This is a genomic window from Roseinatronobacter alkalisoli (assembly GCF_028745735.1).
Taxonomy (GTDB): domain Bacteria; phylum Pseudomonadota; class Alphaproteobacteria; order Rhodobacterales; family Rhodobacteraceae; genus Roseinatronobacter; species Roseinatronobacter alkalisoli.
In genome coordinates this window covers 60,408-86,479 of the sequence record NZ_JAQZSM010000012.1, presented here as the reverse complement: position 1 = coordinate 86,479, position 26,072 = coordinate 60,408, and the positions used below count along the sequence as shown (strand labels likewise).

General features: G+C 59.7%; 22 protein-coding genes. 7 read left to right on the top strand and 15 right to left on the bottom strand.

Annotated features, from left to right (window positions below; all coding sequences use genetic code 11):
- Window positions 1-119 precede the first annotated feature (119 nt).
- A complete protein-coding gene (locus PUT78_RS13465) occupies window positions 120-623 on the bottom strand; it encodes a c-type cytochrome (RefSeq protein ID WP_274352786.1) in 504 nt (167 codons plus the stop codon).
- Window positions 624-744: 121 nt separating this feature from the next.
- Here PUT78_RS13465 and PUT78_RS13460 point away from each other — a divergent pair, with 121 nt between their 5' ends.
- Window positions 745-1,578: a prephenate dehydratase gene (locus PUT78_RS13460; RefSeq protein WP_274352785.1), complete on the top strand. Its 834-nt coding sequence runs from the start codon at window positions 745-747 to the stop codon at window positions 1,576-1,578.
- A 355-nt stretch (window positions 1,579-1,933) separates the two neighbouring features.
- Here PUT78_RS13460 and PUT78_RS13455 read toward each other — a convergent pair whose 3' ends face one another.
- The 5 genes from PUT78_RS13455 to PUT78_RS13435 form a co-directional block, all read right to left on the bottom strand.
- Window positions 1,934-2,527, bottom strand: coding sequence for a glutathione S-transferase family protein (locus tag PUT78_RS13455; RefSeq protein ID WP_274352784.1), 594 nt, complete (start codon window positions 2,525-2,527; stop codon window positions 1,934-1,936).
- A gap of 12 nt (window positions 2,528-2,539) precedes the next feature.
- A complete protein-coding gene (gene holA / locus PUT78_RS13450; protein WP_274352783.1) occupies window positions 2,540-3,562 on the bottom strand; it encodes a DNA polymerase III subunit delta in 1,023 nt (340 codons plus the stop codon).
- Entirely contained in the window at window positions 3,559-4,047 is a 489-nt protein-coding gene (gene lptE, locus PUT78_RS13445) for an LPS assembly lipoprotein LptE (RefSeq protein ID WP_274352782.1), read from the bottom strand. The genes holA and lptE overlap by 4 nt, the downstream gene beginning before the upstream one ends.
- Entirely contained in the window at window positions 4,034-6,763 is a 2,730-nt protein-coding gene (leuS, locus tag PUT78_RS13440) for a leucine--tRNA ligase (protein WP_274352781.1), read from the bottom strand. Before leuS ends, lptE begins: the two co-directional genes overlap by 14 nt.
- Window positions 6,764-6,857: 94 nt before the next feature.
- Window positions 6,858-7,367: a DUF3576 domain-containing protein gene (locus PUT78_RS13435; RefSeq protein WP_274352780.1), complete on the bottom strand. Its 510-nt coding sequence runs from the start codon at window positions 7,365-7,367 to the stop codon at window positions 6,858-6,860.
- Between the two features lie 219 nt (window positions 7,368-7,586).
- Between PUT78_RS13435 and PUT78_RS13430 the strand changes: the two genes are divergently transcribed.
- The gene (locus PUT78_RS13430) at window positions 7,587-8,018 is read left to right on the top strand and encodes a DUF1489 family protein (RefSeq protein WP_274352779.1); all 432 of its coding nucleotides are present in this window, start codon (window positions 7,587-7,589) and stop codon (window positions 8,016-8,018) included.
- Between the two features lie 172 nt (window positions 8,019-8,190).
- On the opposite strand, the gene mauJ is transcribed toward PUT78_RS13430, so the two are convergent.
- The 9 genes from mauJ to purC form a co-directional block, all read right to left on the bottom strand.
- Entirely contained in the window at window positions 8,191-9,606 is a 1,416-nt protein-coding gene (gene mauJ / locus PUT78_RS13425) for a methylamine utilization protein MauJ (RefSeq protein ID WP_274352778.1), read from the bottom strand.
- 137 nt (window positions 9,607-9,743) lie between these two features.
- Entirely contained in the window at window positions 9,744-10,562 is an 819-nt protein-coding gene (locus tag PUT78_RS13420; RefSeq protein WP_274352777.1) for a cytochrome c biogenesis CcdA family protein, read from the bottom strand.
- Between the two features lie 147 nt (window positions 10,563-10,709).
- Window positions 10,710-13,505: an Rne/Rng family ribonuclease gene (locus tag PUT78_RS13415; RefSeq protein WP_274352776.1), complete on the bottom strand. Its 2,796-nt coding sequence runs from the start codon at window positions 13,503-13,505 to the stop codon at window positions 10,710-10,712.
- Window positions 13,506-14,111: 606 nt separating this feature from the next.
- The gene (locus PUT78_RS13410) at window positions 14,112-15,449 is read right to left on the bottom strand and encodes a sigma-54-dependent transcriptional regulator (protein ID WP_274352775.1); all 1,338 of its coding nucleotides are present in this window, start codon (window positions 15,447-15,449) and stop codon (window positions 14,112-14,114) included.
- 108 nt (window positions 15,450-15,557) lie between these two features.
- A complete protein-coding gene (locus PUT78_RS13405) occupies window positions 15,558-17,324 on the bottom strand; it encodes a sensor histidine kinase (RefSeq protein ID WP_420793501.1) in 1,767 nt (588 codons plus the stop codon).
- 58 nt (window positions 17,325-17,382) lie between these two features.
- Window positions 17,383-18,051 (bottom strand): phosphoribosylformylglycinamidine synthase subunit PurQ, encoded by a 669-nt coding sequence (gene purQ / locus PUT78_RS13400; RefSeq protein WP_274352774.1) that lies wholly within the window; start codon window positions 18,049-18,051, stop codon window positions 17,383-17,385.
- An 81-nt stretch (window positions 18,052-18,132) separates the two neighbouring features.
- Window positions 18,133-19,170 carry a zinc-binding dehydrogenase gene (locus PUT78_RS13395; protein WP_274352773.1) on the bottom strand — a complete coding sequence of 346 codons (1,038 nt, stop codon included), beginning with the start codon at window positions 19,168-19,170 and terminating at the stop codon, window positions 18,133-18,135.
- 78 nt (window positions 19,171-19,248) lie between these two features.
- Complete coding sequence (gene purS, locus PUT78_RS13390; protein WP_274352772.1) at window positions 19,249-19,488, bottom strand: phosphoribosylformylglycinamidine synthase subunit PurS; 240 nt, start codon at window positions 19,486-19,488, stop codon at window positions 19,249-19,251.
- Between the two features lie 15 nt (window positions 19,489-19,503).
- The gene (purC, locus tag PUT78_RS13385; RefSeq protein WP_274352771.1) at window positions 19,504-20,265 is read right to left on the bottom strand and encodes a phosphoribosylaminoimidazolesuccinocarboxamide synthase; all 762 of its coding nucleotides are present in this window, start codon (window positions 20,263-20,265) and stop codon (window positions 19,504-19,506) included.
- Between the two features lie 185 nt (window positions 20,266-20,450).
- Here purC and PUT78_RS13380 point away from each other — a divergent pair, with 185 nt between their 5' ends.
- The 5 genes from PUT78_RS13380 (at window position 20,451) to PUT78_RS13360 (ending at window position 26,060) form a co-directional block, all read left to right on the top strand.
- A complete protein-coding gene (locus PUT78_RS13380; protein WP_274352770.1) occupies window positions 20,451-20,762 on the top strand; it encodes a DUF1476 domain-containing protein in 312 nt (103 codons plus the stop codon).
- Between the two features lie 139 nt (window positions 20,763-20,901).
- The gene (bmt, locus tag PUT78_RS13375) at window positions 20,902-21,933 is read left to right on the top strand and encodes a betaine--homocysteine S-methyltransferase (protein ID WP_274352769.1); all 1,032 of its coding nucleotides are present in this window, start codon (window positions 20,902-20,904) and stop codon (window positions 21,931-21,933) included.
- 155 nt (window positions 21,934-22,088) lie between these two features.
- Window positions 22,089-22,790, top strand: coding sequence for a corrinoid protein (locus PUT78_RS13370; RefSeq protein WP_274352768.1), 702 nt, complete (start codon window positions 22,089-22,091; stop codon window positions 22,788-22,790).
- A gap of 211 nt (window positions 22,791-23,001) precedes the next feature.
- The gene (locus PUT78_RS13365; protein ID WP_274352767.1) at window positions 23,002-23,673 is read left to right on the top strand and encodes an ABC transporter ATP-binding protein; all 672 of its coding nucleotides are present in this window, start codon (window positions 23,002-23,004) and stop codon (window positions 23,671-23,673) included.
- Complete coding sequence (locus PUT78_RS13360; protein ID WP_274352766.1) at window positions 23,670-26,060, top strand: FtsX-like permease family protein; 2,391 nt, start codon at window positions 23,670-23,672, stop codon at window positions 26,058-26,060. Before PUT78_RS13365 ends, PUT78_RS13360 begins: the two co-directional genes overlap by 4 nt.
- Window positions 26,061-26,072: the final 12 nt, after the last annotated feature.

The window sequence follows — 26,072 nt, the reverse complement described above, 5'->3', positions numbered from 1 at the left end:
CGATAAGCGCATACAAATTTACCCCTGACTACAAGGTAATTTGATTTTCGTTTAGACAAGGCAAACAGGCCGCCCGTTTCAGGGGCGGCCTGTTAATTCCCGATCAGGGGAAAAAGCAGTCAGCTTTCACTTTCGATATAGGCAATCAGGTTTGCACGGTCGGTTACACTGGCAATCCCACGGAAACTCATGGAAGTGCCGGGGGCAACCGCGCTTGGGTTCTGGATGAAGTCGGACATAATTTCCGGCGTCCAGACATCACCTGCCTGGGCCAGCGCGCCGGAATAGTTGAAACCATCAACATCACCGATTTCGCGGTTCACAATACCATGCAGATAGGGGCCGACTCCGTTGCGCCCTTGTTCAAGCGAGTGGCAGGCCCGGCATTGCGACCACAGCCGCGCGCCGGCTGCTGCATCCGCCGCGGCATAAGCTTCATCAAAGGTCAGCTCAGCGGCTGCTTCCACCGGTTCATCCGTGCCGGTATCGATGACATAGGCCTGTGGTGCATTTGCATTACGCGGCACATACAGCTCCATTGCAGCCCAGTTGCCCAGAAGGAAAACCAGTAGAGCACCGCAAAATGCGGCAACGGCTTTGGTGATGACCATTGTGTCGAACATATCGCAATCCTGTTCCGAGCAAGTTTGAGCCTATCTATCCGCTTCCCCTTATGGGTTTCAAGCGGTAGTTACCGCGACTAAACGCCCTATTGGGCGGAATCTGTGAACTATGGGCGCAAACATGACTGGCAAGATCGCATTTCAGGGGGAACTCGGGGCATATGGGCATCAGGCTTGCGCAGACGCAAGGCCGGAATATGACCCGCTTCCCTGCACCACATTCCATGACACAATGGCCGCGATCCGCGAAGGACGCGCCGATCTGGGCATGGTCGCGGTTGAAAATTCAATCTATGGCCGCGTCGCAGACGTGCATTCCCTGCTGCCCGAAAGCGGGTTGCATATCGTGGACGAGGCCTTCGTGCGCGTTCATGTCAATCTGCTGGGGGTGCGCGGCGCGCGGTTGGATCAGGTGCGCGAAGCGCATGGCCATGTGGTCATCCTGCCGCAATGCGGGCAATTCCTGCGCGAACATGGCATTCAGGGCGTCATCAGCAGTGACAATGCCCGTGCTGCGCGGGAAATCGCGGAACGTAATGACCCGACCCATGCAGCCCTTGCCAGCGAAATGGCGGCGCAGATCTATGGGCTGGACATATTGGCCCGCCATATCGAGGATCACCCCAACAACACCACGCGCTTTCTGATCATGGCACGCGAGGCCGATTTTTCCCGCCGTGGCGATCATGGCATGATGACCGCATTCCTGTTCCGGGTGCGCAACATTCCAGCCGCGCTGTATAAGGCGATGGGCGGTTTTGCGACAAATGGGGTCAACATGGTCAAACTGGAAAGTTATATGGTGAACGGGTCATTCACCGCGACACAGTTCTTCGCCGAGATTGAAGGCCATCCCGAAGATGACAATGTGAAACGCGCGCTGGATGAATTGCGCTATTTCACGTCCTATCTGAACGTCCTTGGCACCTATCCGGCAGATCCCGCACGTTACTGACGCGCAGGCGTATTGACGCTTCGGGAACAACGGGTCGTTTCTGGCCTGAAGGGGACGTTCGCGCTTGGATCAAGCCCGCGCTATCGGTGGGCCGGGGACTGCCGATCCCACGTTCAAAGAATGCAGTTTATGCAGGCGGCATACTCCGGCATCCAAGGACTGAACTGACGCTGGCGTAATCGGCAGGCCGCGGGACGGCCCGCCGATGGCGCGTTTTCCGGGCTTTCGCCGCGCCACTGGCGCGACGGTCCCTTCAAACCCTGCGGCCTTTGCTCCGCGCCTTTGGGTGACTGCTTCAGGCCAATTTCAACCGACGCTTCCAATAGAATTTTATGGGTCTGTTCTCAACCCGGAATCACCCCATCATTGACAGGACTTTTGCCAGCGCCGAACGCGCGACCATTCGTTCCAGATAGGCTGACAAGCGCGCTTCATGTATCGGGAATTTGGCAAATTTCGCCCAGATACCGCAATGTGTCAGGATAATGTCGGGTACTGTCATGTTCCGGCCCATCAGATAGGGGCCATCGCCCATGCGATGCACCAGCGTTTTCTGGCTGTTGGTGAATTCCCAGATCAGTGAATCCTTGATCGCGGACTGGCGCAATTCAGCGGGCAGAACGAAACTGTGTCGCGCCGCCATCCAGAGTGCGGCGTCAAATTCATCCAGCAGGAACTGGGTCAGGCTGTCCTGCCTTGCGCGGTCCAGTGTCCCTGCCGGATAGGTCAGCGCACCATGTTTATCAGCCAGATACTGGATAATCGCGGTCGAATCGGTAATGGGCGTGCCGTCCTCTATCAGGACCGGAACCTTGCCTGCAGGGTTGAAACTGACCACCCCTTCGGATTGCGGGGCGGCGGGCACATGCTCATAGCCTTCGCCCAACTCCTCCAGCATCCACAGGACTCTGGTTGCACGGCTGTTGGCTCTTCCGATGACTGTATACATATCCGCCCCCGATCAGCGCCGCACCAACATTGCCAGCCGGATAAGCGTGCGTTCCATGACCGCCATGCTGGGCGCGTTTGACGCCGAACGCAAGGTCAGATCAGCGTCGATGATATCCCCAAGCGCACGTTCCAGCCGCGCCAGTCCCCATTTGCCCGCCTGCCCCAGAACACGGTCACGGCGTGGGCCGAATATGGGCGGGCGCATGCGCTGAATTCCGGCTGACGGGCCACCCGGATCGCTGCACAGCGCGTGCAGGGTGCGGAAATGGCGCAGCGTCATGATGGCCAGCGTCACGGGGGCCACGCCCTGCGCCTGCAACCGCACCAGAAGCGGGCCAACCTGTGCGGCCTGCCCTTCGGCCACCGCGTTCAGCACGTCATCCATGGCGGCTTCGGTGCTGTTGGGGGCAACTTCGGCAATGTCCGCCGGGGTCAGAGCAGTGCTGTCACCATACTTGTATAACGCAATCTTTTCGATGGTCTGCCGGAAATCACCAGGGTCAAGCACACGCGCCAGCACCACCAGATCGCGCATGGCATCTGCATCAACATGATGCAGGCCCGCGTTTTGCAACGCGGTTTCAATCTCTTCGCGGGTGGGTGGTTCATCATAGATGGCCGCCGCCCCCGCAGCCCGCGCCCCTTCGAACAATTTGCGCAGTTTCGACGTGGCTTTCAACCCGCCCGCCGTGACGATGATCTGTGCATCCCCTGCGCGCCAGTCCGTCAGCGCTGACGCAAAGGCATCGGTTGCTGCGTCGCTCGCATCCTCGACGAACACCACCCGCGCGCCGGGGAAAAAGCCTTGCGCCTTGACCGCATCCAGAAGCTGCGCGCCATCGCGGCGCAATTCCGCACCCTGCATCCGTTCCAGCCGCATTTCCGATTCGCCCTGCGGGCCAATGATAGCGGCAATCAATTCCTGCCGTTTTATCGCCACGCGCATGGCGTCCTGACCAAATATCAGAACCCCCGCAAGGCCCGGGTCGGGCCTGGAAATCAGCCGGGCCAGATCACGCGGATTAAGTTTCATTCCGCCTGCGCAGCGATCAGCCGCGTTGCCACCTGATCGGCCAGAATGCGCATCAGGCGGCGTTCTGCATCCTCGCGGGCACGCAGGCTAGCCAACTGGGTTGATGTGGTTGAATAATTGGTGAAATTACGAACACTGCCGGATGTGACAGTGTCGCCAGTGGCACGCTCCGTCAGTTCATAGCGAACCGTTCCGATAACCGAAATCCGCGTTTCCCCGACACCCGCCACGCGGGCAGACCCACGTTCAGATGTGACAACACTATAGGCCAGATCAAAACGAGGGCTGGCTGGGCGACCAAGGCGGTCTTCAAGCGCTGCAACAAAATCGAAACCCAGCGAATCCGTCGGGTCAGCGGCGCGCACCTGTCCGCGCAGCGCCGTTCCCGCCCCGCCGGGCGCATAGGCGGGCGTGAACCCGCATGCTGCCAACAAGGGCAGCATGGCACCTGCCCCCAGAACCTGCCTGCGTTTATACAACGACATTCACAATCCGCCCCGGCACCACGATCAGCTTTTTCGGCGCACCGCCTGCCAAAGCCTTGATCACAGCATCATCTGCCAGCGCAAGTTTTTCAACCTCTTCCTTGCTGGCATCGGCGGAAACCGCGATCTCGCTGCGGCGTTTGCCGTTGATCTGGATGGGCAGGATCACCGTATCGCGCACCAACATCGCAGGGTCCGCCTGTGGCCATTGCGCCTGCGCGACCAGCCCCACGCCGCCCTGCTGCGCCCAGATTTCCTCGGCCAGATGGGGGACCATGGGGGCCATCAATTGCGCCAGCGTGCGCATGGCAGTCTTCAAGGCCGCCCCGCTGGCCTGCGATTTCGACAGCGTGTTGGTGAAGGCGTAAAGTTCCGCGATTGCCTTGTTGAAGGTGAAATTCTCGATGGATTTGGTCACATCGGCAATCGCGCGGTGCATGGTGCGCATCAGGTCGGTGTCGGCGTCCGATGGCGTACCTGCCGACATGGCAGCAATCCGGTCGGACAGCACCCAGACGCGGTTCAGGTGCTTGAACGCGGCTTCTGCCCCCGCACTTGTCCATTCCACATCGCGTTCGGGCGGGCTGTCGGACATGACGAACCAGCGCGCGGTATCGGCGCCGAAAGCTTCGATGATATTGACAGGGTCCACCACATTTTTCTTGGATTTCGACATTTTGGCCGAAGGGATAATGCGCACTCTGGCGGAATCATCGACCAGATAGATGGCTCGAGCTAGTTCCTTCGCTTCTTCATCAGTTGATGGGTTCGGAATATGTGACTTCAGAACTGCATAGTCCTTTCCATCCATTGAGAATTTAATAACATCCTCAGGAAGCAGATACTCTATTCTGGTGACAGTCTCTTTTAGGCGAGCATCTGCGTCCGGCCCAGAACCGCTCACCGGCGGTTTGGGTTTTGCTACATCCCGTTGGTAAATCTCATGCGTCACCATGCCCTGCGTAAACAGCGCGTTGAATGGCTCGGACGCGGTTTCAGGTAAATGGCCGGTTTTCACCATGGCCCGGGCGAAGAACCGCGAATAGAGCAGGTGCAAAATCGCGTGCTCAATGCCCCCGATATACTGGTCTACGTTCATCCAATAGGCGGCGTCTTCGGCATTGGTCGGGGTGTCGGCCTGTGGCGAGGTGAAGCGCGCATAATACCACGACGAATCGACAAACGTATCCATCGTGTCGGTTTCACGCTTTGCGGGTTTGCCGCAACTCGGGCAGGTGCAATTGCGCCATGACGGGTGGCGGTCCAGCGGGTTGCCGGGGATGGAGAAATCAATAGGCCTGCCATCTTCATCATAGGGCAATGCGATGGGCAGGTTTTCTTTGCGTTCCGGCACCACGCCGCAGGCATCGCAATGCACCACCGGAATCGGGCAGCCCCAATAGCGCTGGCGCGACAGGCCCCAGTCGCGCAGCCGGTATTTCGTCACACCATGCCCCACACCTTGCGATTCGCAAAACGCAATCGCGGCCTCGACTGCCTCTTCGCCGGTCTGCACCTCATCACCTGCGAAGCCACGCACATAGCGCACCTTGTCGGTCTTGGGCGGCACGAAGGCCAACGTGTCGACTGGCACATCGTTGTCCAATGCGACAAACACATCGGGATGCGGCAGTCCGTATTTATTGGCGAAATCCAGATCGCGCTGGTCATGGGCGGGGCAACCGAAAATTGCGCCCGTGCCGTAATCCATCAGAATGAAGTTGGCGATATAGACGGGCAATTCCCAGTCATTATCAAACGGGTGGCGCACGCGAATGCCAGTGTCAAAGCCACGTTTTTCGGCTTTTTCTAGCGCTTCCTCTGTTGTGCCGATCTTGCGGCATTCGGCATTGAAAGCGGCCACATCCACGTCATGGCGTTCCAGATGGCGGGCAAGCGGGTGGTCGGGTGACACACCCACAAAAGACGCGCCCATCAGCGTGTCGGGGCGGGTGGTATAGACCTCGATCCGGTCAAAGCCCTCCGGCGCATCCACAGTGGAAAACGCAAATTGCAGCCCGCGCGACTGGCCTATCCAGTTGCGCTGCATCAGGCGCACTTTTTCCGGCCAGTTTTCCAGCCCGTCCAGCGCCGCCAGCAATTCCTCGGAATAATCGGAAATCTTGAAAAACCACTGCGTCAGCTCGCGGCGTTCCACCTCGGCGCCCGACCGCCAACCCTTGCCGTCGATGACCTGTTCATTGGCCAGAACGGTCATGTCCACCGGATCCCAGTTGACCACCGCGTTCTTGCGATAGACCAGCCCTTCATGCAGCATGTCGATGAACATTGCCTGTTGCTGGCCGTAATAATCGGGCCGACAGGTGGCAATTTCGCGCGACCAGTCAATCGACAGGCCAAGGGGTTTCATCTGCCCCTTCATCACCTCAATATTGGCTTCGGTCCAGTCATTCGGGTGGCCACCCTGTTCCATCGCGGCGTTTTCCGCGGGCATGCCGAACGCGTCCCAACCCATCGGGTGCAGCACAGAAAACCCCTGCGCGGATTTATAGCGCGCGACGACATCGCCCATCGTGTAATTGCGCACATGGCCCATATGAATGCGCCCGGACGGATAGGGGAACATTTCCAACACATAATATTTCGGGCGCGCGGGGTCACGGCGGGCCTTGAACACCTCGGCGTCATTCCATGCGTACTGCCATCTGGCTTCGAGTGTCTGGGGCTGATACCGCGCGTCTGGCTGGCTGGACATGTTCGTTCTTTCCTGTGGCAGTCGGGCAATGAAAAACGCCGGGCGCGACCGGCCCGGCGTGTTTAGCGCTGTGGTCGCACAAGGTCCAGCGGGGTTACATCCCGCGATCACGAATGCGAAGCTGGCGCGCGCGTGTCAGAATGGCATCTTCGACTGCGCGAATGGTTTCGCGGCTGGCAGGGCCGCTGCGGGTCATGATGGCCACATTCAGCGAACGTGCATCAAGTGCAGGATCATTGACCAGAATCGCCGCGCGATATGCCTGACCACCGCCGGGCGGCGTGCCAAAGCCTGTGACAATCACACCAGAGAACGGGTCAACCGACTGGATCGGCAAGAAGTCCAGAATCTCAAGCGATGCGTTCCACAGATAGCGGTTCACCTCTACCGAAACATTCAGATCCTGCCCACCGGAGAACAAGTCCCAAACTGTCGACTGCCGCGATGAGACACCGCCCAGACGGTTTTCGGCGTGAATATCTGCCGATGCCTGGCGCGAACGTTCACCACCTTGAAAGAAGTTTCCGAACCCGCCACCGCAGCCCGAAACCGCAAGCGCCAAGGTCAGAACCGCAGTGCCGCGCAAAATGCCTTTGAATACCATCGCAACTGTCCCCTGTCCGGTTTCGTGTATCTGTAGCCCGTAAGATCGCATCGAACAAGGCCCCAGACAGCACTCCGGGGCCGGTTGAGAGGGGGAAAACGCTGCATTTCATGTCCGGAACGCCATTGCGCGGTCAGTGCCGGTCCGGTGCATGGGATGGCGGGTCTTGCCCTTCGGACAAAAAGCCCTATGACCTGAAGTGCGGTCAATAGGTGAGACATGACAGCGAAAATTCATCTGATAAAGCTTTGCGTCGGCGCTGAAGAGGTTGACGATCTTGTGCAATGGCAACGCCGCCCGCAGGCCAAAGGCCCCGACGGGCTGCCCCGCCATGTCACCCGCATGTGGCCCAAACGGGCCGATGAGTTGCTTGCTGGCGGGTCGCTTTACTGGGTGTTCAAAGGGTCCGTTCTGGCGCGGCAAGCGATCACACGTCTTGATGAAGTCATTGGCGCAGATGGAATCACGCGCTGCGCCATTGTGCTTGACCCCGAAATCATACGTACAGCGGCGGCCCCCAAACGCCCGTTTCAGGGGTGGCGCTACCTGAAACCCGCCGATGCCCCGCCAGACCTGCCAAAGGCGCGCAAGGGCGATGACACGCTGCCGCCCGAACTGGACGCGGCGCTTGCAGATCTGGGATTGCGTTAGCGCAGTTGTCAAAATGCGGCAACCGGACCTGAGCTTCTGGAATATGCGATATCAACAGGTCTGAGAGTGGCGCTGAACGCGCGCGCCCTCTAGTGTTCTGCACCTCACACAAGATTCCCAACGGCAGCAAGGAGCCCGTTCTGACCGATACTGCGAAGCGACCCTATGGCTGCTATTGATTTACTTCGTCGCTCAAGTATGAATCTGAAAAACTGAATGTCGTTCGTATGTAGTGCCGCGCCAAAGCCCGCACAATCTCAGCAGCGACAGATAACCTGCGCGTTTCGGAAGACATGTCTGCATCGGACGTGAATTTCTTGGAGGCGTGTGCAACTGCGACGCGACAATTTTCATACACATACTTTTCAACTGCCTTTTCTTGTCTGTCTTCATTGAAACGCTTCAAAAACTCCGGCGGGACATTCTTGCAAGCCGCGTCGAATTCCTCCGCTATCCAACGCCCGACTTGGGGACCTTTGCGCCTCATCTCGAAGACTTTGAAGAAGCTCAGCACTTCCTGCGATACAATTTCGGCCTCGGCAGCATTCAATCCTTCTCGATAGTAGGAAAGGCAGTTTAGCAATTGTTCATCATCTGGCAGTGAGCGATAGAACATCCAAGTCATCATTGTCGAGAATGCCATCTCACGCCTTGGCACGGGCACGGGCACGGGGTTTCCCGACCACCCCTGCCGTAGGATGGCGTGACGATCATCACACCAAGAAAGAACACTCAGAAACCGGTTGAGAAGAGTCCTGGCGTCTTCTGCGCTAATGCGCTCGCCCTGTAGGTCAATGCTGATCGAATGCGAAGTTTCCTTGGTTTTTGGGAAAAGCACGAAATGATGGCCGCCGAACTCGACTCGCGTCGGTTTCTTTGGCCAGGTGACGGTGGTATCAACGCCAAGGTTCAAAAACACTGACCCTTTGCGCGCACCAAGGCGCTCGTGGAAAGCGTTGCGCTCTTCCTCTGTTTCATATTCACGCCAATCCGTTTCCAATGGCCGGTCCAAATGACGCGAAAGGTCGACGTCGCGCTTTAAATTGCGAAAGAACTCTCGGTTGAGGACGAGCTGGCGGGTGTTGGTGGACAAGGGTCGGTCATGATCGAAGTCTTTTTCCGCTCCTGCCCCTGCCAGAGACAAAGCGTATTTCGAAACGTAGGAGGTAGTCTTCCGTTGGCCGTCTTCCTCGAAAATCAGCTTTGCCTGGTACTCATCGTTTCCAGGAATTCGAGCTATGGAAAGCGTGAGCGACATGAGGGAATTGCAGTCGTCGTCATTGGCGAATAGTGCCGCCATCGCCGCGCGGAGAGAAGCCGCGCCCTTAAATGATGCGGATACTCCACCAACGGGCCGTAAATCACCCATTATTAAAGCGACGTGCCCTGCCCATCCGCTCCCCGTGGGCACGTAGCCCAAAATCGCGCGTGCAATCTCGTCGTTGGAAAGACGTTGTGCTGCCCTGTTTCTCCCACGCGGGAGCTGTCCACATCCGCGCAAGCTCTCAAATCGCTTGAGCGTTTCGTCGTATGATCGCTGTTCAGAAAGCTCACGATGAAGAAGAAGCGATAGATTTTTTGCATACATGGTAACTGCCTCGACTGCCGCGCAACCGTCATCAAATCAACAACCAGACCTTGGCTACAAGATCGCCGACGGTCGCTCCGTCCCCGATAGCCGACCATCGTCACTGATTGGCGGAACCTTGTGTCAGATGCGGAACACTAGCCCAGCCTGGACATCGCGGGAAATGTTTCCAGAAGCCACCACGAAAACGCTGAAAATGCGCCCGTGACCAGTGCAATGCCCACGATCAGCAATAACAGGCCCATGACCTTTTCGATCATGGCCATGTGCCGTTTCAACCGGGACATCAGGGCCATGGACCGCTGCACAAACATCGCAGCCAACAAAAATGGCAGCCCCAGACCAAGCGCATAGACACCCAGCATTGCGGTGCCGCGCGCCACTGTGGTTTCCGTCGCCGCCAGTGACAGGATCGCGCCAAGAACCGGACCAATGCACGGCGTCCACCCGAAAGCAAAGGCAAGCCCCAGCACATAGGCCCCAAAGGCCGACCCGCCCCGGTCGCCCGCGTCAAAACGCAAATCACGCGAGAACACCGATACCGCAAGGAAACCGGGCGGTTGAACATTCATTCCCTGCAAAGTCGCCGCCACGGTCCGTGCCAGAAGCCTGTAGAACCCCAGAAAATGCAACCCGAAGGCAATGACCACAACACCCGCGATCTGGCCAAACAGATCGGCATTGCGCAGGAACAAATGCCCCATCGTGGACGCCGTGAACCCAAGCAACAGGAACACGGTCGACAACCCCATGACAAAGAACAACGCGGGCAGAATGGCACGCCTGCTGGCGCGGCCGTCGCTGGTCATATCCTGCATTGATATACCGCCCATATAGGCCAGATAAGGTGGCACAATCGGCAACACACAAGGCGACATGAACGAAAGCACCCCCGCCCCCAGCGCGATCAGCAGCGCGGGCAGCATTGCGGCGTCGAATACGTCTATTCCAAACATATGGCGCTTAACTTTCGGGTCAGTTCACGGACAGATAGCCGCCACTATATCAAACATAACCAGACAGCACGTCACATTCACGTGGAATGCGGCAACATGGCGCAACCACAATAGAAAAGGGGCACCCATTGGTGCCCCTTTATCAGGTCAGATTTTCAGCGACCACCAGCCCCGGCGCTTGGGCGCGGGTTTAGCCGGGGTTTCTGCGACCGGTTCTTCAGCCTGCGCCTCTGACACGGGTTCCGCAGCATCCTCCATCGGCTGATCCTGCGCTGGTGCAACCACTTCCGGCGCGGGTCCGGGCGCATTTTCATCCGGCACGGTCGGCACGACCACCTGAGCGGTTGGTTCCGGTTCAAGAACCACAGGTTCGGCTACTGTTTCCACAGGTGCAGGGGCTTCAGCGCCGGCCATAGGGGTTTCCACCATTTCAGCCACGTCAACCGGCGCTTCTGCCGGGCTTTCCGATGCGGGTTCTGCCGCCGCCTTTGCTGCAGGTTTACGCCGCGTGCGTGGTTTTCTGGCTGGCTTTTCCTTCGGTGCGTCCGGGGTTTCGGCCCCGGCCCCCTCTGGTTGCGTGTCCTGCTGGGTATCTGCGGCGGGCAGTGATTCGGACGCAGGTTCCACCACCTTTTTGGCGCGTGGCTTGCGCGTGCGCTTGGGTTTTGCAACCACCTCTTCCGCAGCATCTGCAGCACCCGTCACGGCAACTGCCGGTGCGTCTGCTTGTTCCGCAGCGACCGCCGTATTTTCGCTGTCAGGCGGCGTATCACCTTCGGTATCGGACTGATCAGATGCGTTGGCATCTGTGCCATCCGCGCCATTCTCCTTGCCGCCGCGCTTGCGCCTGCGCCGACGGCGCTTCTTACGCGGCTGATCGGCGGTCTCTTCACTTTCGGCAGGTTCGACAACGGCATCTTCAATTTCCGCGATGTCGTCTTCTTCCAGATCGGACATGTGGCTTGCATCAAGTGACACCACCGCCGTGCTGGGCTGCACAGATACGCGGGTTGCGGTCTTGAATCGTTCAAGGCTGAAATCCGGGCTGACCATCAGCGGATCAGCTTCCAGACGGACCGCCATACCATAGCGCCCTTCGATCTGGGCGATATGCTCGCGCTTGAAATTGAACAGGAAGTTCACCGCCCCCGCAGGCGCGCGCACCAGAACCTCGCGCGATTTGCCGCGCGTGCCTTCTTCCTCAATCTGGCGCAGGATGGTCAGACCCATGCTGTCATCAGACCGGATCAGGCCGGTACCGTGGCAATGCGGACAAGGCTGGGTCGTCGCTTCCAGCATACCCGGACGCAAGCGCTGGCGCGACATTTCCAGCAGACCGAACCCCGAAATGCGGCCGACCTGGATGCGGGCGCGGTCCGATTTCAGCTTGTCCTTCAGCATCTTTTCAACGGCGGCGTTGTTCTTGCGCTCTTCCATATCGATGAAGTCGATGACAATCAGCCCTGCCAGATCGCGCAGGCGAAGCTGGCGCGCGATTTCCGCCGCCGCTTCAAGATTGGTCTTCAGCGCGGTGTCTTCAATCGAGCCTTCGCGCGTGGCCCTACCGGAGTTGATGTCAATCGCCACCAGCGCTTCAGTCACGCCAATCACGATGTACCCGCCAGAAGGCAGCTGCACTGTCGGGTTCATCATTCCGGCCAGATAGCTTTCGACCTGATGGCGCGCAAATAGCGGCATTGTATCGCTGTACAATTTCACGTTTCTGGCGTGGGACGGCATGATCATTTTCATGAAGTCCTTGGCCACCCGGTAGCCGGCTTCGCCTTCGACCAGTACCTCGTCGATATCGCGGTTATACAGATCGCGGATGGACCGCTTGATCAGGTTGCCTTCTTCATAAATCGGGGTCGGTGCGATGGATTTCAGCGTCAGTTCGCGAATCTGTTCCCACAGCCGGAACAGGTATTCATAGTCGCGCTTGATCTCTGCCTTGGTGCGGTTCGCGCCAGCGGTGCGAATGATCAGCCCGGCCCCTTCGGGCACCTTGATTTCATTCGCGATGGCTTTCAGCTTCTGCCGGTCCGCAGCATTGGTAATCTTGCGGCTTATCCCGCCCCCGCGCGCGGTGTTGGGCATCAGCACGCAATAGCGACCTGCCAGCGACAGATAGGTTGTCAGCGCAGCACCCTTGTTGCCGCGCTCTTCCTTGACGACCTGCACCAGCATGATCTGGCGCACGCGGACAACTTCCTGAATCTTGTAGCGGCGCGGGCGCGGCTTGCGGCGCACCTGTACTTCGTCAACGGGATCGCCACCTTCAGACACGGCTTCGATCCGGTCATCGTTTTCGGCAGCATGGTCTGCTGCGCGATAGGTTTCATCCGGTGCGTCCGGCGCATCCGTTTCAGCGGGCCGTGCATCTTCTGACGGGCTGGCTTCCGCTTGTGGCGCGGGCGTATCATCCGTTATGGCAGCGCCGAAACCATCGGCAATCAGCGTATCGGTATCGCTGTCATCGCCATTGTCCAGAATATCCATGCCGGAAACATCGCGGGTTTCAACGGTATCGGAACTGCTGACGGTTTCTGCCTTTGCCGCAGGTTTGCGCCGGTTCGATGATCTGCGCGGCTTCTTCGCAGGCTTTTCAGCCTTTTCACCACCGGACGCGCGGTCATCGTCGTCCTGCTCGCGTACACTTGCGCGTTCTTCCGCAAGCAAAGCTGCGCGGTCTTCTGCCGGTATTTGGTAATAGTCCGGATGAATTTCGTTGAACGCAAGGAAACCATGCCGGTTCCCGCCGTAATCGACGAAGGCCGCCTGTAGCGATGGTTCGACGCGCGTTACCTTTGCAAGGTAGATATTGCCTGCCAGCTGGCGGCGACTTGCGGTTTCAAAATCGAATTCCTCGACCTTGTTGCCGTCCACCACCACGACGCGGGTTTCCTCCGCGTGGGTGGCATCGATAAGCATTTTCTGTGCCATTCAAATCCATTGCACGCTGCACCAGGCGCGCTGTTGCTGACCTGTCTTCCATCGGAAGGGCCAGAACCGCGCACGCCATCCGGCGCGTGACTTGTCTGAGAGTATGGCAGGCCCGCTGTCACAGTCACCGCCGCGTCGTTCAAGGGAATTTCCCTTTCACGGCGGCTTGGTGGGTTGTGTTCGGCACCTGTCATCATGTTTCCTGAACACCGCAGATTTGCGATGCGTGTGTGTAGTATGCCCGAACTGTGTTCACACAGCCCGGACGATTGAAGCCTTGCGGCCTATCCATCTGCAAGGGGGAAGAGGGGGCCAGAAAGGCGCGCCATTCGTCCAATGCAGCGAAATTCGTTCAGAACGCCCTGTATCAGGGCATATCCTTACCTATACAGCATAAGGGCGAACGTGACAAAAACACAATGGCGTTTTTCACGTTGCGACCAACGGCAGTGCATGCCTCTGAAAAAACACCCTGAAATCTGTATTTTCAGGCAATTTGCGCCGTGTCAGACCCTGTAGAGAGCCTTGCCGGGCAGGAAAGTCGCCCTGCCAGCGCCATTTTCCGCCTGCGGCATGCAAGATACCGCAGGCGCTGCAGGACTGAAGTCAGGTCTGGACATAATCCGACCGCACCAACCCGTATTTTGCCATCTTTTCGTTCAGCGTCCGGCGTGGCAGGCGCAATTCTTCCATCACAGCGGTAATGGACCCTTTATGGCGGCGCATCGTGTTGTCAATCAGCATGCGTTCAAACGCTTCTACATGCTCTTTCAGCGGTTTGCCTTCGGTTGTCATAACTTCGCTGGAAGCTTCGTTATCTGCCATGATCAGCGACATCAGCGCGCCATCCTCGCGCCTGCTTTGCAGCACCGCGCGCTCGGCGATATTGACCAGCTGCCGCACATTCCCCGGCCAGGGGGCCTGCAACAACTGGGCGGCTTCAGGCATGCTGACAACAGGTGGCGCACAACCATATTCATCGGCGAACTGCGCCAGATAGGTTTCGAACAGGGCAAGAATATCCTCTCCGCGCATGCGCAGAGGCGGCAGCACCAGTTTATGCGCGGCAAGTCGGAAATACAGGTCGGGGCGCAAGCCATCCTCTATGGTCTGCCCGGCGGTATGGCTGTTGCACACTGCCACAATCCGCGTGTCGGGCAATGCGCCCTGATCATTCAGGAACCCGACCAGCCTTGCCTGTGTGTCGGGTGACATGGCTTCGATGTCTTCCAGAACCAATGTTCCGCCACGGGCCGTTTCAACGATTGGCTTGGCCGCGCCATCATCCAGCGGGCCAAACAGCCGGGCAACAAGGTCCGCTTCGGGATGGCCCGCGCAACTGACCGATACCAGCTTGCGGCCCGCGCGCGGCCCCACGGCATGCAGGGCGTGCGCCACAAGCGTCTTGCCGGTTCCGGTTTCACCGTCAATCAGGACATGGCCGTCAGCCTGACCCACATCAAGAATATCCTCGCGCAGATGCTGCATCACATCTGACGCGCCGACCAGACGGCGCATGATGGTTGTACCATCGGACAGTTCCTGCCTCAGGGCACGGCTTTCAAGCGCCATGGCGCGGGCCTTCACCGCTTTTTCGGCCAGCGCCATCATTTTCTCGGGGTCAAACGGCTTTTCCAGAAAATCAAACGCCCCCAGACGCATGGCTTCCACGGCAATCGGCACGTCGCCATGACCGGTGATCATGATCACCGGAATGGTGCTGTCCAGTGCCACCAGCTTTTTCAGCAGGGTCATACCGTCCATGCCGGGCATGCGGATATCGGTGATAACAACACCGGGAAAATCCGGCCCGATCGCGGCGAACGCTTCCTGGCCATCACAATAGGTTTCCGTTTCAAACCCGGAAAGCGCCATCCACTGACCGATGGACTGGCGCATATCCTGTTCGTCATCCACGATGGCAACACGCATATGGCGGGTCATGTTTTTGCTTCCTCTCAGGCCTGCGCCCTTGCTTCTGAAATCCTGACAGGCGGCCGCTGAAAACATAGCATCAGCAACGGCCCGGTGGTATACACAATGCGGACCGGGCTACTCGGCCGCATCTTTCTGCTCGCTTTGATATATGGGGAATTCGGCTTCGAAAACAGCGCCGCCTTCAGGTGTGTTCATGGCCGTCAGACGCCCCCCGTGGTCCCCCACAATTCCCGACGAAATGGCAAGCCCCAGACCAACGCCCTGCCCGGCGGCTTTGGTCGTATAAAACGGCTCGAACAGGCTGTCGATATCTGCGATACCATGGCCGTTGTCGCGAACCGTCAGATTGGCGGTTTCCCCCTGACTTATGATGATGTCGATCTGTGGCGCATTCACGCCGCGCGTTGCATCCACCGCGTTGCGCACGAGGTTCAGGATCACCTGTTCCACGCGCACCGAATCGCCCATGATCATGACAGGTTCCGGCGGCACCGTGCGCACCACCAGCACGCGGCATTCGCGCAGCATCGGTTCCATCATGGTCAGCGCATCGCCCAGACAGGTGCGCAGATCAATGGGGGCAAAAGCTTCGCCGCCCTTGCGCGCGAAGGATTTCAGCGTGCGGGCAATCGCGCCCATCCGGTCGATCAACCCGTCAATCCGCTGGAATGATGCAAGCGCTTCTTCTGTGCGCTTGCGCTTCAGCAGCAGCCGCGCGCCCGCAAGATAGGTTTTCATGGCCGCCAATGGCTGGTTCAGTTCATGGCTGACAGATGCCGACATTTCCCCCAGGCTGGCCAGCTTGGCCGATTGCGCAAGCGTCTGTTCCGCCACCGCCAGATCCTTCTGTACCCGCAGGCGGGTTGCAATTTCACGCTGCAACCGCGCGTTCAGCGCACGCAAATCCTGCGATTCGCGCTGAAACAGCGCCGATTGCGACCAGGCGCTGCGACTGACCAGATAGAAAGTCAGCGCGAGCAGCAATGCAAAACCCGTAAGCACCAGCGCCAGCGCTGCATTCACCCGCTCGCGCACTGAATCATAGCGGGTGAAACTGACCAGCCGCCAGCCTCGGAACGGCACGCGCACTTCTGATCGCAGCACCGCTTCGCCGCGTACGAATGTGTCCGGCGGGGTCTGCGCCCAATCCGCCGTGGCCCGCAACGCACGCGCAATCGCAGAAGGCGCATCGCGCAGCGCAAGCGCTTCTTCCAGTGAACGGCCCCGCCAGCGTGGTTCGGTTGCCAGAATGATGCGGCCCCCGGAATCCAGTAATGCGACCGCATCGGCGAAGCCCGCCCAGCTGCGTTCAAATTTCGACAGATCGGCATCAACGACAACGACGCCCAGAACATCGCTTGCCACCCGGATACTGCGGGCAAAGGAAAACCCGAAACCGCCGCTTTCCAGTTCCTTAACCATGAACACAGTGTCAGAGGTGCGGCGCGAATCCACGAAAGCCAGATCCCCGCTGCGGTTCTTGCCCAGATGCACACGGTCCGTTGCACCGACCACGCGCCCGGCATTGTCCAGCAGCTCGATCGAGGCCGCGCCAATTTCCCCCTGCAGGTCTATCAGGCGCTGCGATGTGGTCGCATAATTTCCTTCACGCAGCGCGACAATCAGTTCGGGGTCGCGCGCCAGTAGCAGCGGCACCACTGAATTGCGCTGAAGTTCGGACTGGATATTGCCGGAATACAGCACCAGCCGCAATTCAGCGCGGTTGCGCGTGGTATCGGTAAAGCGTTCAGACAACCAGGAATTCATGAACCAGATCAGCCCGATGCCAACCACGATCAGAAAAAGGATAACCACCCGCCCCCATAGCGGGATACCCAGAATACTGGTACGTCTGTTGTCAAGATCAGGTGGCACGGCCATGCCGCACAGAATATGCTGAATGCTGCGCGTGCTCAAGCATGGTGCCGGGCCGGTATCTTCAGGCTGGCGCGAAAGCGCTTATCAGTCCCTCGAACATCGCGCGCCCGTCAGTGCCGCCATGTACAGCACTGAACGCGCGTTCCGGATGTGGCATCATGCCCAGCACACGGCGGTTTTCCGACAGAATGCCCGCAATGTCCGCGGCTGAGCCGTTGGGGTTGTCAACGTAGCGAAAGGCAACACGTCCGTCGCCTTGCAGTCGTGCAAGGGTTTCGGGGTCGGCGGTATAATTCCCGTCATGATGCGCAATCGGAACGGTGATCTGCGCGCCGGGGGCATAGCCCGCCGTAAACCCGCTGCCTGCGGTTTCCACGCGCAGCGTGACAGGCTTGCAGATATATTTCAGATTGGCATTGCGCAGCAGCGCACCGGGCAGAAGCCCCATTTCGACCAGAACCTGAAAGCCGTTGCAAATGCCCAGAACATGGCCGCCGCCTGATGCGAAATCAGTAATGGCGCGGGCAATGGGCGAACGCGCGGCAATCGCACCGCAACGCAGATAATCACCAAAGCTGAAACCACCGGGAATGCCGACAATATCTGTTCCCGCAGGCAATGCGGTGTCCTTGTGCCACACGCGCGTCACCTGCGCGCCGACCCCTTCAAAGGCCACGGCAAGGTCACGGTCACAGTTCGATCCGGGGAAAGTGATGACAGCAGCTTTCATCGCGCGCGGCTCCGTCCATAGCCAAGGTTTGCCCGCGCTTTAGCGCGAATACACATCATGCGCAAAGGGAAACCGGCCCTTTCAGGCGGCAAAATCGGAAATCACCGCAACACCGGGTGCCATTGGCCCGTCAAACAGCGCCAGTTCCGCGCCGGCCTGCGACAGCGCCACCTGCCGCGCGATCATCGGCATGAAATCCACCAGACCTGCGTCAATCATTCCCAGCAGCGACGGGTATTTATGCGCGGGCATGCCCCGCGTGCCATAAATCGCAAGGTTTTTCTGATAGACCGCACTCATGTCGATATCCATGCGCGCCGTGTGCCCCACGGGCATGCCAACCTGCACATGCCGCCCCAGCGGTCGCAGACAATGCAACGATGCGTTGGTTGTCTGCGCGATTCCCAGCGCCTCGACGGAAACATGGGCGCCACCGCCGGTAATGTCGCGAATGGCCTGCGCCACGTCACCCGCGCGCGCATCAAGCGCTGCATCAGCACCAAGGGCGCGGGCATGGTCCAGCTTTTCGGGCACAATATCAACGGCAACCACCCGCGCGCCCAGCGCACGGCCCAGAATAAGCGTGGCCAGCCCGATGCCGCCAGTCCCATGCACGGCCAGCCATTCACCCGGGCGCAGCGCGGCGCGGTCGGTAAGCGCGTGAAAGGCCGTGGTCACGCGGCACCCCAGCCCCGCAGCCAGCACCGGCGACATGTCATCCGGCAGACGCGCCAGGTTATGGGCATGGGGCACGCCCACATATTCGGCAAAAGCACCGGGTTCTATGAACCCCGGCAAGCGCTGATCGGGGCAGGTATTGGACACGCCAGACCGGCAGGCGGGGCATGTCCCGCAGGCAAGAATAAAGGGGGCGATCACCTTGTCGCCAATGGCCCAGCCACTGCGCGGACCAGCCACGACCACCTCGCCGCAATATTCATGGCCCGGTATCTGGCCGGGCTTCACGCGTGGGTGTTCCCCGACCCAGCCGTGCCAGTCAGACCGGCAAATGCCACAGGCAAGCGTGCGCAGTACCACACCATCATCTTCGCATACCGGGTCCGCCACCGTTTCGATGCTCAGATCCTTGCGATATTCCCTAAGAACCGCTGCGCGCATCCTGCCCCCTCGTGTCAATGCACTTGCGGCCATGCTGCCCACAAAGCATCGGTGCGTCAATCACCGTTGCGGCAGGTATCAGGCCATTTCGACGCGATAGCTTTCGATCACCGTATTGGCCAACAGCTTCTGGCACATCTCATCCGCTTGCTGTTGCGCCTTGTCGGCATCGGTTTCCGCCAGATCCAGTTCAATCATCTTGCCTTGACGCACGCCATTGACGCCCTCAAAGCCTAGCGCGCCCAGCGCATGACGCACGGCTTCGCCCTGCGGGTCCAGAACGCCAGGTTTCAGGGTAACGAATACACGCAGTTTCATGGGCGTCCGAGCCTTTCAGTTCATCAGTTTGGGTTTGCTGAAGGGCGTGGGCGATTTGGGCATCACCCCAAGCCGCCGCGCCACTTCTGAATAAGCGTCCGTCAGGCTACCAAGATCGCGGCGGAACACGTCCTTATCCAGCTTCTGACCGGTTTTCATGTCCCACAGGCGGCAACTGTCCGGGCTGATTTCATCGGCCACGATCAGCCGCTGCATATCTCCGTCAAACTGGCGGCCGATTTCAATCTTGAAATCCACCAGCTTGATTCCCACAGCCAGCATGATCCCCGACATGAAGTCATTGACGCGCACGGCCAGCGCAACCATGTCATCCAGATCCTGATGGCTGGCCCAGTTGAAGGCAAGAATCTGGTCCTCGGTGACCAACGGGTCGCCCAGCGCATCATCCTTGAAATAAAACTCGATGATGGGGCGCGGCAGCGGGGTGCCTTCTTCAATACCCAGACGTTTGGAAATCGACCCTGCGGCAACATTGCGTACCACGACTTCCAGCGGGATAATGTCAACCGCACGGATCAGTTGTTCACGCATGTTGATGCGCTTGATGAAATGCGTGGGGACACCGATCTGGTTCAGGCCGGACATGAAATATTCCGAAAGCATGTTGTTCAAGACACCCTTGCCTTCGATCACATCGCGCTTCTCGGCATTAAACGCGGTGGCATCATCCTTGAAGTACTGAACCAGTGTGCCCGGCTCCGGTCCTTCGTACAGAACCTTGGCTTTGCCTTCATAGACTTTGGTGCGGCGTGCCATGGTATTCTCCGATCATGGAACAGTGGACAGGGGCAATGTATCTGGTGCCTATATCGCAGCGCCGCCCACGCCGCAAGCGGCGGTGTTTGCGCCCGCGATCGGTGATTTCGCCTTGCAGTGCTGCCTGCCAACCGCCATATGTTTTGCAACATCGGACGATCATTCAACAGGATACGAGGCCCGAAATGACATCTTTCGAAGACCGCGAACGCGCTTTTGAAAACAAGTTTGCCCATGATCAGGAAATGATTTTCAAGGCAATTGCCCGCCGGAACAAGAAACTCGGGCTTTGGGCAGCGACTCTGCTGGGCAAAACGGGTGACGATGCCGAAGCCTATGCAATGGATGTCATCCGCGCCGATTTCGAAGAAGCCGGCCACGAAGATGTCGTGCGCAAGGTGTCAGCTGACCTTGTCGGCAAGGCCGATGAAGCGACGATTCGCAGCATGATGGCCACCCTGCTGTCCGAAGCCAAGGCCGAACTGGCCGAAGGCTGACTCACAGTAATATGAATGATGCGCATCTTTTTCATGCGCAGTATGAATTTGCCTCATCTTTCAGGATGTGGCACATCCCATCCAACAGGCGGGAGCGCGCGGGCGCATCCCGCTGTTTCGCAATCCGGAGATGCGCGCAATGACCAATGCCTTAGCGAAGATGCTGGCCGAACGGGATTGGATCCTGGCGGATGGTGCCACAGGCACCAATCTGTTCAACATGGGTCTTGCATCGGGGGACGCGCCGGAACTGTGGAACGTGGATGAACCCGACAATATCCGCACGCTGTATCGCAACGCCGTCAATGCCGGGTCCGATCTGTTCCTGACGAATACTTTCGGCGGCAACGCCAGCCGTATGAAACTGCATGGTGCGGAAAATCGCGTGCGTGAACTCAACCGCGTTGGTGCCGCACTCGGGCGCGAAATTGCAGATGCCGCGGGCCGCCCGGTTATCGTTGCGGGGTCGGTCGGTCCGACAGGCGAAATCATGGCACCGATGGGCAGCCTGACCCATGAACTGGCGGTCGAGATGTTCCACGAACAGGCCGAAGGGCTGAAAGAAGGCGGCGCGGATGTGCTGTGGGTGGAAACCATTTCCGCCCCCGAAGAATACAAGGCCGCCGCCGAAGCCGCCGGGCTGGCAGGCATGCCATGGTGTGGCACAATGAGTTTCGACACAGCCGGGCGCACCATGATGGGTGTCACTTCTGCCGCGATGGCACAACTTGTCACCCGGCTGAACACACCGCCGCTGGCATTTGGCGCAAATTGTGGCGTGGGCGCATCCGATCTGTTGCGCACTGTTCTGGGTTTTGCAGACGCGGGCGCAGCACTGCCCCTGATCGCCAAGGGCAATGCCGGAATTCCGAAATATCATGACGGGCACATCCATTACGATGGCACCCCCGAACTGATGGCGGAATATGCCGTGCTGGCGCGCGATTGTGGTGCAACCATTATCGGCGGGTGCTGCGGCACCATGCCCGAACACCTGCGCGCCATGCGCAACGCGCTGGAAACGCATGACCGCGGGCCGCGCCCCACGCTGGAACAGATCACCGCAGCGTTGGGCGGGTTTTCATCCGCGCTGGACGGCACGGAGGCCGCAGGCGACGCGCCGGAACCCCGCCGAGGGCGTGGCGGCGGCCGCCGCCGCCGCGACGCGTGACAAAACTGCCGGAAATCACATGAATGCGACCGCGCGGGTCGCCACCAATCGGGCGCATGTCGCAAATGGAATAGTGGTGTGCTGCATTCTGTCCGAAAGCAAATGCAATAGTGGTCCAACACGCGCTATACCGCGTGTCCGAAGGGGTAAAGCCTATGTCTGACGAAGACGATATCATCCTTGCTGATCTGTCTGACGACGAGCTTGTCGAGCAGATGATGGACGACCTTTATGATGGCCTCAAAGAGGAAATCGAAGAAAGCGTCAATATCCTGCTGGCACGCGGCTGGACCCCTTATGACATCCTGACCAAAGCGCTTGTGGCTGGCATGACGATTGTGGGCCATGATTTCCGCGATGGTATCCTGTTCGTGCCAGAAGTGCTGCTGGCCGCAAACGCGATGAAAGCGGGCATGTTCATCCTGAAGCCGCTACTGGTGGAAACCGGCGCACCGCGCATGGGCAAGATGGTGATCGGCACCGTCAAGGGTGACATCCATGATATCGGCAAGAACCTTGTCGCCATGATGATGGAAGGCGCAGGCTTCGAGGTTGTGGATCTTGGCATCAACAACGCGGTTGAGGCCTATATGGAAGCGCTGGAAAAGGAACAGCCCGACATTCTGGGCATGTCGGCCCTGCTGACCACCACCATGCCCTATATGAAGGTGGTGATTGACACGCTGGTCGCACAGGGCAAACGCGACGACTACATCGTGCTGGTGGGCGGCGCCCCCCTGAACGAAGAATTCGGTCGCGCCATCGGGGCAGATGCCTATTGCCGCGATGCGGCAGTTGCCGTGGAAACAGCCAAGGATTTTGTCGCGCGCAAACACAACCAGATGGCGGCGCACTGATCCCCGCCCCCGAAATATCGCAAACTGATGAAAAGGCCGGACGGGGCATCCTGTCCGGCCTTTTGCGTTTATCCGCATAACACCATGTTGTGACATTGCCGCCTTGAGTTCGCCTGCTGAAACGCTACGCTTCATGCGTACTGCGCGGTGTTGGTAGGTATGACGGCCCGCCCCTGTCCAGCGCATCACCCGTTTGCAGGAAAGCCAGACCATGACATCCGCGCTGACAATCGAAAGCCTGAGAAAAACCTTCGGCAGCGCCCCGGACATCGTGCATGTTCTGGACAATGCTGACCTAGAGCTGTCACGGGGGCAATCCCTTGCCCTGACGGGCGAATCAGGCAGCGGAAAGTCAACCCTGCTGCATATCTGCGCGGGGCTGGAACCCTTCGACAGTGGCAAGGTCATGCTGGCCGGTCAGGATATCGCGCAGGCCGATGACAGCGCCCGCGCAGCACTGCGCCGCACCAGTGTTGGGCTGATCTTTCAGCAGTTCAATCTTGTGCCGTCCCTGAACGTTGCGGCCAATCTGGCGTTTCAGGCGCGGCTGGCAGGGCGGCATGACCCCGGTTTCGTGGCCGAACTGGCCCGGCGCCTTGGCATTGCAGAACTGATGGCGCGTTACCCCGAACAGCTGTCGGGCGGGCAGCAGCAGCGTGTCGCTATCGGGCGCTGTCTGGCCGCGCGGCCCCGGCTGGTTCTGGCGGATGAACCGACCGGCAACCTGGACGAGGCCACAGGCGATGCGGTACTGGACCTGATGCTGGAACTGGCTGCGCAGGCAGGTGCTGCGCTGTTGCTGGCCACGCATTCGACCCGGCTGGCAGCGCGCTGTAATCTTCGCGTACATCTGCGCGCAGGCAAGTTGCAGGTATCTGCGTGACCCGCGCGGCCCTGCAGGCACTGTTATCGCATTGGCTGCGCAGTCCGTTCCAACTGGCCATGCTGCTGGCAGGGCTGGCGCTGGCCACAGCGCTATGGTCCGGGGTTCAGGCCCTGAATGCCGAAGCACGCGCGGCCTATGCGACGGCGGAAAACCTGCTGGGCGATGGCACATCCGCGCAGCTGGAATCCCCCTCCGGCCGGATGCCGGAAGGGGAATTTGCACGGCTACGCCGCGCGGGCTGGGACGTGTCGCCGGTGGTGGAAGGGCGCGCATCCTTGGGCGACACGCGCGTCACCGTGCTGGGGATTGAACCGCTGACCGCCTCATCAGGCGGCACCAGCGCAGAACTTGTCACCCCTGATCTGACAGGTTTTCTGGCAGGGGTTGGGTTTGCGCACCCTAGGACACTGAATGAGATCGGCACGTCCCAGCCGGACCTGCGGCCCAGTCAGGCCATTCCCATCGGCACTGTTCTGATGGATATCGCGCAGGCCCAGACCCTGCTGGACATGCGCGGGCATATCACGCGGCTGACCCTTGCGCCCGTTCAGCGCGACGGGCTGACACCGCTGAACACGCTGGCCCCTGACCTGCGCCTTGTCGCCCCAGGTGACGGGACCGATCTGGCCGGGCTCACCGACAGTTTCCACCTGAATCTGACCGCTTTCGGGCTGCTGGCTTTCACTGTGGGGCTGTTCATCGTGCATTCCGCAGTCGGGCTGGCGTTCGAGCAACGCCGTACCATGTTCCGCACCCTGCGCGCACTTGGTGTGCCGCTGCGCCATCTGGCACTGTTGCTGGCTGCGGAACTGGCGCTGTTTGCCATTCTCGCAGGGATGGCCGGCCTGGCGCTTGGGTATCTGATGGCGGCGACGCTGCTGCCGGATGTGGCCGCCACGCTGCGCGGGCTTTACGGCGCACCGGTGCCCGGCACGCTGCGCTTTGATCCCGTCTGGGCCTTGGCGGGGATGGGCATGACGCTGGCAGGCACTGCGCTGGCGGGTGGACAAGCGCTGTGGCGGCTGTGGCGGCTGCCGGTTCTGGCACCTGCACAACCCCGCGCATGGGCGCATGCAGGCGCGCGCAGCCTGCGCCTGCAAGGCGGGGTAGCTGTGGCACTGGCCATCATCGCGCTGATATTGGCGCAAATCAATGGTGGGCTGATCACCGGGTTCGCCCTGCTGGCGGCGGCATTACTGGCGGCGGCACTGATCATGCCGCTGGTACTGGCCGGAGGGCTCGCATTGGGGCAACGATTGGCGCGCGGGCCAGTGGCACAATGGTTCTGGGCCGACAGCCGCCAGAACCTGCCGCGTCTGTCCCTGGCACTGATGGCGTTGTTGCTGGCATTGGCCACCAATATCGGCGTGGGCACCATGGTGTCGTCCTTCCGCACCACATTCATCGCATGGCTGGACCAGCGCCTTGTCGCCGAAGTGACTGTCACCCCCCGCACCCCGTCCGAGGCCCGCGCCCTGCAGAATTTCCTGCAAACGCACGCAGATGCCACGCTGCCGATGCAGCGCATTGATGCCCGTCTTGCCGCACAGCCCGGACAGGTATACGCCATGAAGGACCATGCCACATTCCGCGACAACTGGCCCCTGCTGGACGCAGTGCCGCACGTCTGGGACAGGCTGGCCGCAGGCGAAGGGGTGCTTGTGAATGAACAGCTTGCCCGCCGCGCCGGTCTTCGCCCCGGCACCGCCACGCTGGAAATGCCGGATATCGGCGTGTTACCGGTACTGGGGGTCTATTCTGACTATGGCAACCCGCTGGCGCAGGCCACTCTCGGGCTGGACCGTTTCACAGGGGCGTGGCCGGACACCCCGGTCCGTCAATTCGCGTTGCGCAGCGAAAACCCGCAGGCATTAATTACGGCGTTGCAGGATGAATTCGGCCTGCCGGGCAACCAGATTACCGATCAGGCACAGGCGAAAGCCCTGTCACTGGCAGTATTCGAACGCACCTTCCTGATAACCGGCGCGCTGAATGTGCTGACACTTTCCATAGCGGCCATTGCATTGTTTGCAGCCCTTGTCACGCTGTCGGGCATGCGGCTGGTGCAGCTTGCGCCGCTTTGGGCGCTGGGGCTGACCACGCGCAGACTGGCCGCGCTGGAACTGGGCCGCGCATTGGTGCTGGCGGGGATGACACTTGTTCTTGCCTTGCCGGTGGGGTTGGTATTGGCGCAAATCCTGCTGGCTGTCATTAATGTGCAGGCGTTTGGCTGGCGCTTGCCGCTACAGTTTTTCCCTGCCGACTGGGCGCGGCTGGCGTTCTGGGCTGGGCTGGCCGTGCTCGCCGCGGCCCTGCTGCCCGCCTGGCGCCTGTGGCGTCATGGGCCACACCAGTTGCTGAAAGTATTCGCGCATGAGAAGTAGGAAACGCCACTG

What these genes read in the sequence shown, in the direction of transcription:
- PUT78_RS13465 (WP_274352786.1), bottom strand. Translation starts at nt 623, where the DNA reads ATGTTCGACACAATGGTCATCACCAAAGCCGTTGCCGCATTTTGCGGT.
- PUT78_RS13460 (WP_274352785.1), top strand. Translation starts at nt 745, where the DNA reads ATGACTGGCAAGATCGCATTTCAGGGGGAACTCGGGGCATATGGGCAT.
- PUT78_RS13455 (WP_274352784.1), bottom strand. Translation starts at nt 2,527, where the DNA reads ATGTATACAGTCATCGGAAGAGCCAACAGCCGTGCAACCAGAGTCCTG.
- holA (WP_274352783.1), bottom strand. Translation starts at nt 3,562, where the DNA reads ATGAAACTTAATCCGCGTGATCTGGCCCGGCTGATTTCCAGGCCCGAC.
- lptE (WP_274352782.1), bottom strand. Translation starts at nt 4,047, where the DNA reads ATGTCGTTGTATAAACGCAGGCAGGTTCTGGGGGCAGGTGCCATGCTG.
- leuS (WP_274352781.1), bottom strand. Translation starts at nt 6,763, where the DNA reads ATGTCCAGCCAGCCAGACGCGCGGTATCAGCCCCAGACACTCGAAGCC.
- PUT78_RS13435 (WP_274352780.1), bottom strand. Translation starts at nt 7,367, where the DNA reads ATGGTATTCAAAGGCATTTTGCGCGGCACTGCGGTTCTGACCTTGGCG.
- PUT78_RS13430 (WP_274352779.1), top strand. Translation starts at nt 7,587, where the DNA reads ATGACAGCGAAAATTCATCTGATAAAGCTTTGCGTCGGCGCTGAAGAG.
- mauJ (WP_274352778.1), bottom strand. Translation starts at nt 9,606, where the DNA reads ATGTATGCAAAAAATCTATCGCTTCTTCTTCATCGTGAGCTTTCTGAA.
- PUT78_RS13420 (WP_274352777.1), bottom strand. Translation starts at nt 10,562, where the DNA reads ATGTTTGGAATAGACGTATTCGACGCCGCAATGCTGCCCGCGCTGCTG.
- PUT78_RS13415 (WP_274352776.1), bottom strand. Translation starts at nt 13,505, where the DNA reads ATGGCACAGAAAATGCTTATCGATGCCACCCACGCGGAGGAAACCCGC.
- PUT78_RS13410 (WP_274352775.1), bottom strand. Translation starts at nt 15,449, where the DNA reads ATGACCCGCCATATGCGTGTTGCCATCGTGGATGACGAACAGGATATG.
- PUT78_RS13405 (WP_420793501.1), bottom strand. Translation starts at nt 17,324, where the DNA reads ATGGCCGTGCCACCTGATCTTGACAACAGACGTACCAGTATTCTGGGT.
- purQ (WP_274352774.1), bottom strand. Translation starts at nt 18,051, where the DNA reads ATGAAAGCTGCTGTCATCACTTTCCCCGGATCGAACTGTGACCGTGAC.
- PUT78_RS13395 (WP_274352773.1), bottom strand. Translation starts at nt 19,170, where the DNA reads ATGCGCGCAGCGGTTCTTAGGGAATATCGCAAGGATCTGAGCATCGAA.
- purS (WP_274352772.1), bottom strand. Translation starts at nt 19,488, where the DNA reads ATGAAACTGCGTGTATTCGTTACCCTGAAACCTGGCGTTCTGGACCCG.
- purC (WP_274352771.1), bottom strand. Translation starts at nt 20,265, where the DNA reads ATGGCACGCCGCACCAAAGTCTATGAAGGCAAAGCCAAGGTTCTGTAC.
- PUT78_RS13380 (WP_274352770.1), top strand. Translation starts at nt 20,451, where the DNA reads ATGACATCTTTCGAAGACCGCGAACGCGCTTTTGAAAACAAGTTTGCC.
- bmt (WP_274352769.1), top strand. Translation starts at nt 20,902, where the DNA reads ATGACCAATGCCTTAGCGAAGATGCTGGCCGAACGGGATTGGATCCTG.
- PUT78_RS13370 (WP_274352768.1), top strand. Translation starts at nt 22,089, where the DNA reads ATGTCTGACGAAGACGATATCATCCTTGCTGATCTGTCTGACGACGAG.
- PUT78_RS13365 (WP_274352767.1), top strand. Translation starts at nt 23,002, where the DNA reads ATGACATCCGCGCTGACAATCGAAAGCCTGAGAAAAACCTTCGGCAGC.